A 14,543-nucleotide genomic window follows, 5' to 3' on the forward strand; every position below is an offset into this window, starting at 1 on the left:
GGACATCGCAGGGACATTGTAGGTACGCCCGGCGCCTGGCAACAGAAGTGCGCCTGTTCGCCCGACACTCGCTATCCATGAAGTCCCGAAAAACAAACATGCGGGTTGTGTCTCGCGTTCCGCATGCGCGTTATGGCGGAGGGCTGGCTGCAGCCCGAACGGTCATCCGCATTGCGGTAGATTTCGGCGCACGCCAGCCGACGGAAGCTTAATGGCCCTGGCTGGACAAAAGCTCCGCGATTTCCTGGGCGATGGTGAGTACGCCGTTGGACCCACGCTCACCCGTTAGCGAAAATCAGCGGGCGGCCAGGCTGGCAAGGCGTCCCCTGGCGAATCTACTCGGCGCCCCGCACTTTCGGACTGGAATGAAAGCAGGGCGGGAACGTTGACGTCCTCATCGATTTCCGGCCAGAACAGTTGCTGACGGTCCATCGAGATGGCGAAGTGTTCGCGCTCCGCTGCTGTCGCTGCCTGGAGGACAGGAAACCACCCAAGCGGGAATGAAACGGCCTGGCCGTCGGACAGGTCGAGAAACAGGTGTGCGCTGTCGAAGTGCACGTCCACGGCAGCACCTTCCATGGTTATCTCCTTATTGGGATGCGCCTTTTAGACTAGGTCGCGGCGACCCGGCGTTCAAGGAAAATGCCGGAATGAAGGTCCTTACCGGGCGGGACGGATGCCTCGGGACCAGGGTCCTTCCAGATGACGATGGATCGTCCAACAGCGACATGCCGTCGATGCTGACCGCAATTGACGAGGGTGCCGTCGACGTCGCATTCCAGCAGGCCGATGCCTTTGTCGATTGGGTGGAACGTCGCGGCATATTCAGAATTCGCTTCCCAACCGCGCTCAAGCCCTGCGGTCTGAATGGCGGAGCAGCCACGGCGTCAGACGCGCGCGCAGCCGAGCTACTTCCTCGATGCCAACGGCACCTTCGACACGACGCTATACATGCGGGTTCCCCGTAAATGGCGACCTCGCTTCGTGTCTGCTGTGTCCCATTTGGGCCTTTCGCGGCCACGGCTTGCCATTGCCTGTTACCTGCCCGGATTCAACTCAGGGTGCCGGTGTGAGTAGGGCGCTCCATACTTCAGCTCGTAATGCGCGCCGACGCCAACGCGCGTTGGCGGAAAGCGGTCGCCCTCAACGCATGTGGCATCAAACGTCCGCCCCTCGTTGTCACCACCTTCAAGAACAACTCAGGAGCAATTCAACCCGGCGATCGGGTCGGCGTTTGCGGAGAAACGGGAATGAGGTATACCGATGAACGGCAGCGCCGCGATGACCGACCCACCAATGGTGCGCACTGTGCGGCCTGCACGCCGCGCAGTGAGCCCGCACAGGAGCATGGCCCGGGATTCGTCGGCGACAGTGGTGAGCAGCGCGAGCTGCATCCCGTTCGTGAGATCGAGTCAATTGCGACGCATCCCATGGCGCTGCCGCTCATCCACGATAGTGAGGCGAACGATGGCGATGCGCAAGCGCGAAGACAGTTCTGAGGTGTTTCCGAACGCAGCGGGAATCGATATTGGCGGCTCGAGTCACTGGGTCGCGGTGCCCAAAGGGGCGGCTGAAGAGCCGGTACGCGAGTTCGGCACGATGACCGACGATCTGCACGAGATGGCGGACTGGCTGCTGGCATGCGGAGTTGACACGGTCGCCCTCGAATCGACCGGCGTATTCTGGATACCCGTGTATGAAGTGCTGGAGCAGCGCGGGTTGACGGTCTGGCTGGTCGACGCGCGGTGGGAGGCGTCCATATAAAGCTGATGAGCCTGGGGCTGCTGCGGGCGGCCTGGCGCCCGGGTGATGAGGTTTGCGTGGTCCGTGCAGTGGCCCGTCAGCGCGAGGTGTTGCTCACCGAACAGGCTGGCTGGGTCCAGCGCATGCAGAAGGCGCTGGTGCAGATGAACCTGCAGCTCACCGAGGTGCTCACCGATGTGATGGGCGTGACCGGACAGGCGATCGTGCGCGCAATCGTCGCCGGCGAGCGCAACCCGAAGGTACTCGCCAGTCACCGTCACGGCCGCGTCAGGGCCAGTGCGGCCGAGATCGAGCGGGCGCTGACGGGCAACTGGCGTGACGAGCACGTGTTCGTGCTCGGCCAGGCGCTGGCGATGTTCGACAGCCTGGGTGAGCGCATCCTCGAATGCGACGCGAAGATCGAGGCGCTACTCAAGCCACTTGGGGTTCACGAAGTCGAGCTCTCGGGTCCCGGCAAGCGCGGCGGCAAAAACACGCCGCACTTTGACGCGCGCACGGCCCTCGCACGCTGGGCGGGGGTCGACCTGACGCGCATCAACGGCCTGTCGATCACCACCGTCATGACGATCCTCTCGGAAATCGGCCCGGACCTTAGTCGCTTTGCCAACGTCAAGCATTTCTGTTCCTGGCTGGGGCTGTGCCCCGGCACAAAGATCAGCGGCGGCAAGGTCCTGAGCGCGCGTACCCGCCGCTCAACAAATCGGGTTCGGCAGGCGCTCAAGCTCGCCGCCATGAGTCTGTCGCGTAACGATTCGGCGTTGGGCGCGTTCTACAGGCGCCTGTGCGCGCGCATGGACAAGCCGCGCGCCAATACCGCAGTGGCCCACAAGCTCGCCCGCATGGTGTACTTCATGCTCACGCGCGGCGAAGCTTTCGTCGACGAGGGGCAGCAGTGTTATGAAGAGCAGCAGCGGCAGCGCAATATCGCAGCACTTCGCCGTCGCGCCAGTGCACTTGGTTTCGAAATCACCCCGGCCGGTCAGGTACCCTGAAACCGGGAGGATCGCTAATTGTTTCTCGTGAGGTGTAAATGGACATCCCTGTTACGGCGGAGCAAATTCGGACCTTTGCCTTTTACCTTTGGGAAAAGGATGGGGCCCGGAAGGTCGGTCGGAGGAATACTGGGAGAAAGCACGGCAGCGGTTAGGACCGGATGCCGGCGCTCCGTCGACGGAAGCGGAAACGTCAGGACAGGAACAGTCAAAAGCGTGAGTATCGCTCAAAAGTGGGGGCATCCTGGGGCATGGCCGATTGAACTGTCGCGACGATGCGGCCTTTCATACCCGCCGAGCTGAAGGTGTCATTCCTGCTGCTCGACGCGGCCACATCCACGCTCGGCATTGACTCGGAAGCAGCGATTCCAGCGCGCGCTGGAGAAACTCATGCAGAGGCGCACGGTGGTCGCGCTTGCGCACTGGCTGTCGACGCTGCAAAAGTTCGATCGTAATGCCGTCATCCTGCACGTGCAGCCGTCACGAATGACGGGCCGCACGAACCCGCACGCCATCCAGATATCTACACGCGACGTACCGCTTCGTCATTTCGTCACCAGCGTCGCATCGCGAGGACATTGAGTGGTCCGCCACGGGATCTATTGATACGAGGGCAGATTGGAGGGGCGCTCACCGGCCAGTTCCGACCGAACGCTGAAGACCGGGCTTGCATGCCATTCTTCCAGGTTTGGCCGCCACTCCTCCCAGACATTGTCGTCCACTTCCAGTTCTTCCTCGACCGTGCCCGCGCCAAGGTAGGCATAGATAAGGGAGGTGCCGCTCCAGTAGGCGACCATGAAATCGGATAGGTCCGCCGTGGTGCCGAGCGGCTGGTCGCGGAGCAGGGTGATTAGTTCCTGTTCAAAGGATTCGCGTGTCATCGTCATCGTCCGTCCCTGCGCCGCGAGCAGATTTACCTGCGCTAACGCTTCCACGTCTCGTGGCATGCCGGCGGTCGTTCGCAGACGTAGGAGATATAAAGCTGCCGCCGTCATAAATGAGCATGAACGATGCCATAGCGTCGCGGCAATCAGAACGTGGGAAGTGGGCCGACTTGCCTACGGGAGTGATCGTACTTCACACGCATAGTGGGGTGCCGAGGCGCCAGCAGCAAGGTTGTAGTTTGGTAAATGGCGCACAATCGAGGGTCGTGCAAGCTGGTCTGCTGGATATTTACCTTCCCGACCGCCAGGATTTGTACGATTTGAACGAAGACCCCAAGTCGTCGTTTGCGTTGCGCTCACCTCGAAGCGTTGCCCAAAGCGCTCACGATCACAGCGCTACCCGGCAGCAGCGCTGCACAGTAGGGGCACAGGAAAGGGGGGCATGTGCCCGGTAAACCTCGACCGATTGCAGTAGCTGTGAGCCGGTGGCGGAACAGGACAAGCTGGTCCTCTTTTAATCGCGCGGAACGCGGATTCATTGTCCTTTGTCTTTGTGGCGGACAGCGCCGGCTGGGAGGCACTACACATGCTCAATTGACCAGGTTGCCCGCTGCGGCACCCGTGCTGCCGCAGCGCACTCTGTAAAGGAGTCGTCGCTCATGTCACAACCAACACCGAAGTCTTCGTCCGATCTGGACCGCCTCGCAATTGACACGATCCGGACGCTGTCGATTGACGCCGTGCAAAAGGCCAATTCCGGTCACCCGGGAACACCAATGGCGCTTGCGCCCGTCGCCTTTCATCTCTGGCAAAACCATCTTCGTTACGATCCCGCAGCGCCTTTGTGGCCCAATCGCGATCGCTTCGTGCTCTCCGTGGGCCATGCGTCGATGCTGCTGTATTCATTGCTGTGTCTTGCAGGCGTAAAGGCCGTCGACGAAGACGGCCAACTGACGGGCAAGCTCGCCGTCTCTCTCGACGACATCAAGCAGTTTCGCCAGCTCGACAGCGTGACGCCCGGTCACCCCGAATACCGGATGACGACGGGCGTCGAGACGACCACAGGGCCGCTCGGCCAGGGGCTTGGCAATAGCGTCGGCATGGCAATGGCCGCGCGCTGGTACGAGGCGCACTTCAATCAGCCGGACGCACCATTGTTCGATTATCGCGTCTACGCCCTGTGCGGCGACGGTGACATGATGGAAGGCGTATCGCACGAGGCCGCGTCGCTGGCGGGGCACCTGAAGCTTTCGAACCTGATCTGGATTTATGACAGCAATCGCGTGACGATCGAAGGTCATACGGACCTCGCGTACAGTGACGACGTCGAATCGCGGTTTCGAGGCTACAACTGGCACACGCTGCACGTGGACGACGCCAACGACTCGAACGCGCTCGAAGCCGCCCTCAACGAAGCGAAGGCTGTGCCCGACAGGCCGACGTTGATCGTCGTGAAGAGCATCATCGGCTGGGGTGCGCCGAACAAGCAGGACACGTCGGCTGCGCACGGCGAGCCGCTCGGCGTAGAAGAGGTCAAGCTGGCCAAGCGCGCGTACGGCTGGCCGGAGGATGCGCAATTCCTCATGCCCGATAGCGTGCGCGAGCACTTCGCGCAAGGCATGGGCGCGCGCGGCAAGGCGGCGCACGACGCGTGGGACAAGCGCTTCGACGAGTACGGCAAAAAGTATCCGCAGCTTGCGAAGGAATTCAACCTGATGCAGGCGTGCGGGTTGCCGGAAGGCTGGGACGCGGATATTCCCGTCTTTGACGCCGACGCGAAGGGCATTGCGACGCGCGAGTCGTCGGGCAAGGTGCTCAACGCAATCGCGCAGCGCGTGCCGTGGATGATCGGCGGCGCGGCGGACCTCGCGCCGTCGACAAAGACCAACCTGAAGTTTGAAGGCGCGGGCAGCTTCGAGCACGACAACTACGGCGGGCGCAACCTGCACTTCGGCATCCGCGAGCATGGCATGGGCGCGGTCGCGAACGGGCTTGCGGTGTCGGGCCTCAGACCGTTCGCGTCGACCTTCCTGATCTTCAGTGACTACATGAAGCCGCCGATCCGCCTTTCCGCGATCATGGAAGTGTCCGTGATCTACGTATTCACGCACGATTCGATCGGGCTCGGCGAAGACGGCCCGACGCACCAGCCAGTCGAGCAGCTCGCGTCGCTGCGCGGCGTCCCCGGACTGACTACGCTGCGTCCCGCTGACGCCAACGAAGTCGGCGAGGCCTGGCGTCTCGTGCTGGCGCGTCCCCATGTGCCGGCCTGCATCGTCGTGACGCGCCAGGCGGTGCCAACCTTCGACCGCAAGAAGTACGCATCCGCCGAAGGCGCGCGCCGCGGCGCGTACGTGCTGGCCGACGCGGCCGACGGCAAGAAACCCGATGTTCTCTTGCTCGCGACGGGCAGCGAAGTGTCGCTGTGCATCGCCGCGTACGAGACGCTGAAATCCGAGGGCATCAAGGCGCGCGTGGTGTCGATGCCTTCATGGGACGTCTTCGAGCAGCAGGACCACGCATACAAGGACTCGGTGCTGCCGCCCGACGTGCATGCGCGCGTGGCCGTCGAACAGGCGGCGACTCTCGGCTGGGACCGCTATGTCGGCCGTCTGGGCTCACAGATCGTGATGCACACGTTCGGCGCGTCGGCACCGCTCAAGGCGCTGAAAACGAAGTTCGGCTTTACGCCGGAGCGCGTCGTCGACGAGGCGAAAAAGCAGATTGCGCGGTGCAAGTCGAACGTCAAGGAGTGACCCAACCATAATCCGCAAGCAACCCGCGGGCAAGATCACACAGGAGGTTCACAGATTTGCAGCTCATCTTACGGCCGATGATGTGATGATCGACGGCGGTAACAGCTTCTACCGAGATCGGAGTGGTTTCGTGTCCACTACGCGGGACAGGTCAGGTATGTTGCGCAGGCTGTTACGCTTAATCGTAGTCTGCTGGCCGCAGGCCTGCCGCGCCTCACCATTTCCCTGTTCATGCGCTCCGCCTTAGCGGAGCTGTGCACAGTTGAACGGGAAATATTCATACTTATTAGATATCCGAATTATAACGGACGCAGCATGACTGGGTCCCAAGCGAGCACGTCTGCCAGAGCTGATGTCTTGTTTGCATTGCGGTTTCCTTTTAAACTGCAGTTAGCGATATGGCCTGACAGCCATCTCTGAACGTGCCAGAAAAGGAAAACCGGTTTGGCGCAAAATGTTGTCTCAATTCGCCACAGCCTGTGGAAAACCTTGGCGTAAAACGCCACGTGCCACGGGAAATGCAGGAAGGCTGTGGCTTACCGAGACCGGTAGTCGTTGCAGGAATTATTCGCCGTGCATGCAAAGCGGCCAACCGACGATATGTACGCGACAGAGAAAGCGGATTTACAGGCAAACGCGGACACCAGGCGTCGCCGCATTCAGGAACTGCTTGCCATCCCGTTCCGCATTTACTGCGCCGACAGGCAGGAGGGCGGTCGCGGGATGTGCCGTTTATTCCCTCGTTCCACATCGGATCGATTTCCTGCACTCTTGATCGACATGGACTGGCGACTAATTAATAACTCCGCATTGAGGCTGGTGCGATTGTGTCATTCCTCGCAGCGGCATTCATCATTTCCCGTTTTCAATATCGATTGATCCGGGACTTCTTTAGTGCTCCAGAGCCGGGCTTAGCGCAAGCTCGTCGGCGATTTTTTTCAATCTCTTGTCGCGCGTCCAGATCATCACGCCAGGCTCTAGCCTGGCAGATGCGAGCAAGCACGCGTCCACGTAGCCAATTCCCCGGCTGAACAATTGTTGTTGCTCGATCAGATAGAAGACTTCGTCAGGCGTCGCAACGGGCACGCGAGGCAGGTCAGTCAAAGCACGAAGCACAATAGAACGGTCGCGCAAACTGCCAAGCGAAATTTCGCCGATCACATATGGATGGATTCGGACGCGGTCATGAATCAGAAGGTCGACCATTATCGGCTCTGACCGGTCAATGTGATCAATCCACACAGATGTGTCGACGAGGATCATTCAACCTCCTGCCGCCGGCGCGGCGCGGCAGTGATACCCGGTTGACTGCCCCCCAAGGCGGCGAGTCTCCGCGCAGCTTCACGTTCGATTAACGCCTTCAATGCCTCCCGCACAAGAGCGGATTTCTCGTTCAATCCCGTGTAGTCTTGGGCCCGGGAGACTAGGTCATCGTCCAAAGCAATTGTCGTTCGCATATAGTCTCCGTCATCAAGGCACGATTATAGCATCGTTCGATGTCCAAATGCGTGCCTTGATCGGAATACTATTTGACATAATAACAACAACATTTCATATAATCATTGCGGTACGATGGATTCTCGCCGCGCATCCTCAAGTAAATGCGCGCGCGGGCACAAGTGTTCGCGCAAACGGATTTGTGCAGCAGCCGTTGCACAATTACCCTCGTCGCGCAGCGTGCTGACCATGCAGATTAAGACGACCGCGCGAGCGCGCGCCGGCAACGCCGTCCCGAATTTTATCGACCGGGTGAGGCTTACAGATGATGCTCTGTCCGACAGAGCGGGAACGCGTTGTCCTGGTCGGCACCTATCTATCTGGGACGCTCGCACCGCCAAACTGCCGCTTCGCTTCAGCAACCAGTTCCCTGAGCGCCTCGATGCCAGCATCCGTGAACGCGGTTACGGAAATCAGTTGTTCAGCGGGGACGTCGTGATCGTCGATAATCCTGAGACACCCGTCCTCTGGCTCCAGGTTCATGCTCGCCAGTTCGTCCAGCCAACCCTCCGGCTCTCCGAGCATTTTTGCGACACAGGAGATCGTGTAGACAAAATTCGGCGCTGCCATCGTATTGCCCCCTAGGATCATGCGCGAGGATAGTCGTTTGACCGCTCCGTGGGATACCGTGTGATTCACTAGGTTTCTTTGTGACCGAATCGCACACGGCGGTTGGTGCGTCTGACGCTGATAGCGCCGTTTAAGCCAGCTAGCGGCACGTACGCATCATGCCTCATCACTCGGATCCACCAATGCAATCCGGAACTGCCACCCTTCAAACTGCATCAACATTGCCCCAAAATCGGTCCAGTCGACGCGCTTGCCATCTATGATCACACACGGCATGTGGCCGATCTCGCTGCTGTCCCACTCGATTCGCCCCCGGACCGTCGTTCCGGCTACCTCGAGATTACCAGCATGCTCGACCAAGTACCTGGTCGCCAGAGCACGCTTGACCTTCTGCACCAGGTGTCCCAGTAGCTCGAACGGATCCGACCGTGGATCACCAAGAAGCTGAAAGCGGTAACCCACGCAGTCTTCGTCGCCGGAAGCCAGTTCGAACGCCTCCAGTGAAAGCTGGTCGCCGAACAACAAGCTCCGGAAATGAAACTCGTGTACGACACCACCCGCATCGGCCAGACGCACGGGCGCAAACTTCGGATGTTCGAAGGCGTTAAGCTTCGCAAGATGGGCCATCTCGGTATTGAAACAGCGGCTGCAGAGCGATCGGAACGCACCATCGCCTGAAGCGACTTTCACAACGGCGTGCGGCGACATGACTGTTTCGCACCGGGCACAGATGTTCTTTGACATCAACACTCCTCCAGATCTTTTCGCACTGAGGATATCGATTGTCGCATCTTTGACGGCGCGATTTTCACTCGACTCGTCCCTTTCCCTACCTGGTTGGCAGCCACGCCACTCCGTCGATTACGCGATGGATTTTTAGCTTACTCATCTCCAGGATACGGTCACCGTAAGAGAAGGACTACAAAGGGGCTGGCGGATTCCCGGTCTTATGGAAAGCCTCGCACCCGGCCGATGACGCGACCTACACTGCCTTCAGCCTGAAGGAGTTGTCTGTCTCTGGCCTGCTGGTTTCCGGACTACGCGATCTGATTCTTCGAACAGGCCAAAGGCGATTTCAGAGAGCTTTCGCCTCGCCCGGCTGAGTAACGCACACAGTAGTGAGAGTTCTGCCAGACGGCCACATGGAGTGAGAAATACGATCCGTGTTTCGTGCCACGTCCGGCAATTCGCCCAGCTTGCCTTATAGTCGGCGTGAAGGGGACGAAAGTCGAAGTCGCGACGATTGGCGTGCGACCATTTGACGAGAAATTCGGTCAACAGGACACCAACCGAGCAGGTGGCAAATGCTTCGTCATAGGTTGTGATGAAGCCTTCGACCGTTTGTGTACCTACCAGATTGACAGATGCGGCAACAGGGATGCCGTTGACCTTCACGAAGGCGACGAGCGGAATGCTCGATAGTTCCGTTCGACGCGCCAGCTCGATAAAGAAGTCCCGAGTTCGAGTGTCGTTCAGGTAGGGCGCTGTCACGTGATGGCGCTGTGCCCAGCGTCGCTTGTTGTCGAACAGCCAGGTGAGTACCGAAGCGGCATCGCTAACGGTTCGACACCAACCGAACTCCGGATGGCCCTGCGATTCAAGTTTATTGTGCCGATATCGCAGGCTGCTGCGCAACGACCTGGGCAACGTCGATACAAGGTCCTCCCATCGCGAAACGTCGCGCAACCGGATCGAAAAGCCTGGCAGTCCATGCCACTGCGCCGGTGTCAGCGCGAGCACCCAGGACTGCGGCGTGCCACACAGCGCGCGCTGCAACGCGCAGTCCTCCTCAACCAATGGAATTTCGAGGACGTCCGCATCAACCTGCCTGATCACATCGACCGCAGCCTTCAGAACGGCGCTGTCTGCCCCCGCCTTGACGAGTGGTCCGCCATACTCTTCACCCGTTCCGCATGTGAGCGGCCTGGCAATACGAAGCAGCCCGCTTTGGCCGATTGAAACGGGCCACAGCACCAGCAGGTCCCTGTCGCCGAACACCATTGCGACGCGGACACTCCCCCCTTGCCCGAGCACTCGAGAGGCGGCCAGTGCGCAATACTCGAAGGTCAAATACCCTGGGCAATCTTCGGCTCCGTCTGCGAGCGTGCACCACGCCTCACGTAGCGACGCCAATGCCGCAGTCGAAGCGACCGCGCGGACTTCACGCTTAAGAACCGTCGGCCGCAGATCAGTCGAGTGCACCGTCTTCGTGATCAACATAAAAAGCCCGGTTTGATCAACACTGACGCCGTCGTTCATTCAGCCTGGTCCGCTGATCAACTGCAACTTCGGGGCCATTGATAAAATTTACTTTCATATTGCATGCCCCATTTGCCTGCCAGTAGTGCCGTCACGTATTCCGGCTGGCGCTTGCGGGGGAACGGGCGTGGGCGTGATCGTGCATGGACGGTCACGCATATCTCGAGCCATGGCAGGCGGGTATGTACGTTGCGTCGATAGAAGTAAATCGGACGACATCGAGGGCATCAATGGCAACCGTTGACAGTTATCTCGCGGAGCACCCGATGCAGATCCGGCCGGGCAGGCGGGAGGCAATGGCTATGTCACCGCCACATCCCCGCTCGATGCCTGTCTCGATCTTTCACGAGCGGTGGTGGCTTGATATCGCGACGGAAGGGCATTGGGCGGCCGCATGCGTCACGCACGGCAATCAGGTCCTCGGCCAGATGCCCTATTACATCGCCCGCAAGGGCATCTGGCGCGTTTCGCCCTTACCGCCACTGACACGCTCGCTGGGCCCGTCCATCAGGTCAATGGGTCTCGACCCTGCTCAAGAACTGCGGCATCGGCTGCACGTCACCTCGCAGCTCATCGAGCAGTTGCCTCAATTCGACTGTTTTTCTCAGGTGTTCGACTACCACGTGAACGATGCGCTGGCTTTCGCACTGCACGGCTTCACGGTGTCTGCGCGGTACACGTTTCAGATACCACCCGTTATCCAGGCGGCCGACGTCTGGGGACGTATGCAGTCCAAGACCCGAAACGCAATCCGCAGTGCGCAAAGGCGCATCGAGGTCCGGCTGATCGACGGAGCGAGCGAGTTCGTCCGTTTCTACGAAACGAATCTCGCATCGCGATCGCGCGCGAATGCCTACGGGAATGCCGTGATGAGCGAACTTGTGCGTGCGTTCCTTGATCGTCGTGCGGGCCGCGTACTAGGTGCATTTGATCGCGGCAGACTGGTCGGCGCGATCGGTGTCGTCTGGGACAGGCGCACCATGTACTACCTCCTGTCGACGCGCACGCCTGATGCTCACTACGGAACGATCAGCCTGTTACTCTGGGCGGCGATTCAGGACGCGATAGGGCGCAAGCTTGTCTTCGACTTCGATGGCTTTGCAGGCGTGTCGACCTTCAGTTTCCTGAACGGCTTTGGCGGGGCAATCAGGCAACGGCTCGGCGTCGAACGCGTCGGCACGGTGTATTCGATTGCAAGAACGCTCAAGCGCAGCATCGCGGAGAAGACGGGCCAATGCTTTGCGCCGCAGTTGTGATGGTCCGACCCGGGATGCGGAGTGTGCGTGGCATTTGCGCTGCGCTACGCGCGAGAGCGTCACGCGACTGCGCGAATGGAGACCGCGCCAAAGCGGGGGCTCTATGCAGCGATATCGTGAGCGCTCGTTGCCCGCGAGCCCCGGATGGGCGATCTAACCGTATGGATATCGCCAGGGACGGCGAAAAGCGTGTTCACCTGGCGCTGACTGTGGGAACGCCTGACACACGACGTGGCGCGGCGAGACGTGACTGCGCGAATGGCGAGTTGCGGCGACAGGCAAGGGCCCGATGGTTGGCGCAGACGGCGGCTCGACCAGGCGGGGTCGGGTGGCGCGCAGCCTAGAACCCGACACCTACACCGACGCCCACACCGCCGCCGAGGCTGCCGCCTCCCACACCCACGCCGAGGCTGGGCCCCGGCGCGTAGTAGCCGGGATCATACGCAGGATCGCTGTAACCGTATGGTGGGGCAGCAGCAAATCCCGAGACGGCAGCCGCCAGCGCCAGGATGCCGAAAAGTCTGAGCATGATCTTCTCCCCATCACGGGCCTGATCGCACCTGAGTCGATGAGCGTAGCGATCTGGCCTAGTTGGCCACCATCGGCACGCATAAACAGGAATGAATATGTGATGTTACGACGTTTCGCCGCCCTTCGAATGCGATAACCTAGAAAGCGCATCACCGTGTTTAGGAACAATGAGGCGCCCATCGGTTAGCAAAATCAGGATCGGGTGGACCGGCGATCCCGATGAGCTTGCCCCCCGTTTTGAGAACTCGCAGCGATCCTTCGAGCGTATTTCCGGCTTGTGTATCCAGCACCACGTCGCAGTCTTTCAGGAGGGCGGTAAAGTCGTCCTTCGTGTAATCGATGACGATATCAGCACCGAGTTGCTTCATCAATCCGGCATTCGCGGCGCTCGCTGTCGTCGCGACGATCGCGCCAAGATGCTTGGCCAGTTGAATGGCAAAGGTGCCAACACCACCCGAGCCGGCGTGTATCAATACCTTGTGTCGTTTCTTCAGTTGACCTTTTTCGAACAGCGCCTGCCACGCTGTTAAGGCAACCACCGGAATTGAAGCCGCTTCTTCCATACTGAGCGTCTTGGGCTTGAGCGCCACCGCCGCTTCCTTGAACGCGATAAATTCCGCGAAAGTACCGATCCGATCTCTGTGACACGCTGAAAGCTAGCAGCGCGTTCGCAGAACCCATGCCATGCAATCCGAGGTTTTCTGATGGAAAGGGACAATACGGGTTCTACTGATGAGATCAGCTTAAGCCGATCGGGGGATCTCGGTGAGGCTGACCGCACAGGTTTCTTTGTGGTCCTCATCACCAACAAACACCTGAACCGTGTAGCCGCCTACGAGTGGCACCAGGATCTCTGCTGCGTCGCCGGATTTGTCTTCGTCACGTTACGCTTCTCAACCCATTAAAAATGCGGGCGTCATGCCATTACCATAGGCCTTGGCATCGGCCCCTTCGGAGACAGCCAGCCTGGTCAGCGAGTTTGCCAATTTTCTGCGTTTGCCTCAAAGCTGAACACAAAGGCAAACTCGAGGACGCGCGGCAATGGCTCACGATCCACGAGCGTGCTTGCGCAGCGAATCGCGAAGGAATGCTGGCGTCAGAGAAAACACGGATGGCCAAATGGCCGCACCGTCGAAATGGAGAATCACGAGTCTCTCACCTCGCATCCGGACAGAACAGCTGTCCGGGTCGGCTAGATTAGAATATTATTCCTTCACCTCTAAAAAGAACTCGACGGCCTCGCAGCGCCGTGCCCCCGTACCGGGCAGTTGTGCGCGTGCCCGAGATTTGAGTGGTACGTATCGAGCATCAATAGGAACACCGCTTGCGGACTGGCATGCCAAGGGTTTTGCGACGAACCTGCAGCGGATGCCGAACTGCCGAGCGGCCTGCGCCTTGGTATCGAAGCGCGGCCCCGTAGCATTCCGCTTAGCTGGTTGTAGTGTCGACTTGCGCTGCTGTCCGGCTCCGGATTGTCCGTTCGGGCAAATACTGCTGAGCAGTCAAATCGAACGTATTTTGTCCAATCATGACCGCCAACACATCAACGGATTCAACTGCTGGCCAGCCTGCCCCCGGGCCATCAACGCTCAACTTCCCGGTGGTCGGAATCGGCGCATCCGCAGGCGGCATCCAGGCGTTACTGCGGTTTTTTGAACAGACGCCGGGCGACGTAGACATGGCGTTCGTGATCGTGCTTCACCTGTCTCCGAAATACGAGAGCCGCGTCGATGAGGTGATCCAGCGCGTCACCACGATGCCGGTCACGCAGGTACTCGAGCAAACACGGATCGAAAAGAACCACGTCTACCTGATTTCGCCGTCTAACGATCTCTCGATGGCAGACGGACACCTGCGGGTGACAAGGGCCGAACGCCAAGGTCGTGCGCCAGTGGCGATCGACCGGTTTTTCCGTAGCCTCGCCGACGTGCATGGCGCGCGCGCCATGAGCATCATACTGTCAGGCACGGGCAGCGACGGGACGGTGGGGATTGGCCGTATCAAGGAGTGCGGCGGTATTGCGCTCGCCCAGAC

12 protein-coding genes and 2 pseudogenes are annotated in these 14,543 nt (G+C 59.9%); 6 read left to right on the forward strand and 8 right to left on the reverse strand.

Translation table 11 applies throughout. The annotated features are described in order from the left end of the window. Positions 1–285: 285 nt before the first annotated feature. A complete protein-coding gene (locus SB822_RS33865; protein WP_086910437.1) occupies positions 286–579 on the reverse strand; it encodes a DUF2442 domain-containing protein in 294 nt (97 codons plus the stop codon). A gap of 521 nt (positions 580–1,100) precedes the next feature. On the opposite strand from SB822_RS33865, the gene SB822_RS33870 reads away from it, so the two are divergent. From SB822_RS33870 to SB822_RS33880, 3 genes and pseudogenes are all read left to right on the forward strand, one after another. Further along, positions 1,101–1,499, forward strand: a complete 399-nt coding sequence (locus SB822_RS33870; RefSeq protein ID WP_410856603.1) for a hypothetical protein — start codon at positions 1,101–1,103, stop codon at positions 1,497–1,499. Further along, a pseudogene (locus SB822_RS33875) lies at positions 1,453–2,756 on the forward strand (IS110 family transposase). The gene SB822_RS33870 and the pseudogene SB822_RS33875 overlap by 47 nt, the downstream one beginning before the upstream one ends. A 390-nt stretch (positions 2,757–3,146) precedes the next feature. Further along, on the forward strand, positions 3,147–3,338 hold the full coding sequence (locus SB822_RS33880) for a hypothetical protein (RefSeq protein ID WP_086910441.1): 192 nt from the start codon (positions 3,147–3,149) through the stop codon (positions 3,336–3,338). Between the two features lie 17 nt (positions 3,339–3,355). On the opposite strand, the gene SB822_RS33885 is transcribed toward SB822_RS33880, so the two are convergent. Continuing rightward, positions 3,356–3,703, reverse strand: a complete 348-nt coding sequence (locus SB822_RS33885; RefSeq protein WP_242681948.1) for a hypothetical protein — start codon at positions 3,701–3,703, stop codon at positions 3,356–3,358. Between the two features lie 596 nt (positions 3,704–4,299). Here SB822_RS33885 and tkt point away from each other — a divergent pair. Then, positions 4,300–6,396 carry a transketolase gene (gene tkt / locus SB822_RS33890; RefSeq protein WP_410856594.1) on the forward strand — a complete coding sequence of 699 codons (2,097 nt, stop codon included), beginning with the start codon at positions 4,300–4,302 and terminating at the stop codon, positions 6,394–6,396. Positions 6,397–7,287: 891 nt separating this feature from the next. Here the strand turns inward: tkt and SB822_RS33895 are convergent. The 5 genes from SB822_RS33895 to SB822_RS33915 all read right to left on the reverse strand — a co-directional run bounded on the left by SB822_RS33895 (position 7,288) and on the right by SB822_RS33915 (position 10,722). After that, positions 7,288–7,659 (reverse strand): type II toxin-antitoxin system VapC family toxin, encoded by a 372-nt coding sequence (locus SB822_RS33895; RefSeq protein ID WP_086910443.1) that lies wholly within the window; start codon positions 7,657–7,659, stop codon positions 7,288–7,290. Continuing rightward, entirely contained in the window at positions 7,656–7,853 is a 198-nt protein-coding gene (locus tag SB822_RS33900; RefSeq protein ID WP_086910444.1) for a type II toxin-antitoxin system VapB family antitoxin, read from the reverse strand. The genes SB822_RS33895 and SB822_RS33900 overlap by 4 nt, the downstream gene beginning before the upstream one ends. A gap of 352 nt (positions 7,854–8,205) precedes the next feature. Then, the gene (locus SB822_RS33905) at positions 8,206–8,463 is read right to left on the reverse strand and encodes a hypothetical protein (protein ID WP_039901983.1); all 258 of its coding nucleotides are present in this window, start codon (positions 8,461–8,463) and stop codon (positions 8,206–8,208) included. Between the two features lie 156 nt (positions 8,464–8,619). Beyond that, the gene (locus tag SB822_RS33910) at positions 8,620–9,207 is read right to left on the reverse strand and encodes a hypothetical protein (RefSeq protein ID WP_009769819.1); all 588 of its coding nucleotides are present in this window, start codon (positions 9,205–9,207) and stop codon (positions 8,620–8,622) included. 249 nt (positions 9,208–9,456) lie between these two features. Next, positions 9,457–10,722: a GNAT family N-acetyltransferase gene (locus SB822_RS33915; protein WP_410856595.1), complete on the reverse strand. Its 1,266-nt coding sequence runs from the start codon at positions 10,720–10,722 to the stop codon at positions 9,457–9,459. Between the two features lie 230 nt (positions 10,723–10,952). On the opposite strand from SB822_RS33915, the gene SB822_RS33920 reads away from it, so the two are divergent. After that, positions 10,953–11,978: a GNAT family N-acetyltransferase gene (locus tag SB822_RS33920; RefSeq protein WP_410856596.1), complete on the forward strand. Its 1,026-nt coding sequence runs from the start codon at positions 10,953–10,955 to the stop codon at positions 11,976–11,978. 534 nt (positions 11,979–12,512) lie between these two features. Here the strand turns inward: SB822_RS33920 and SB822_RS33925 are convergent. Beyond that, a pseudogene (locus SB822_RS33925) lies at positions 12,513–13,144 on the reverse strand (NADP-dependent oxidoreductase); the annotation flags it as partial. Positions 13,145–14,037: 893 nt separating this feature from the next. On the opposite strand from SB822_RS33925, the gene SB822_RS33930 reads away from it, so the two are divergent. Then, on the forward strand, positions 14,038–14,543 hold a 506-nt coding region (locus SB822_RS33930; RefSeq protein ID WP_410856597.1), incomplete at its 3' end, for a chemotaxis protein CheB.

The sequence above is a fragment of the Paraburkholderia sp. SIMBA_054 genome, from assembly GCF_046534875.1.
GTDB lineage: Bacteria > Pseudomonadota > Gammaproteobacteria > Burkholderiales > Burkholderiaceae > Paraburkholderia > Paraburkholderia hospita.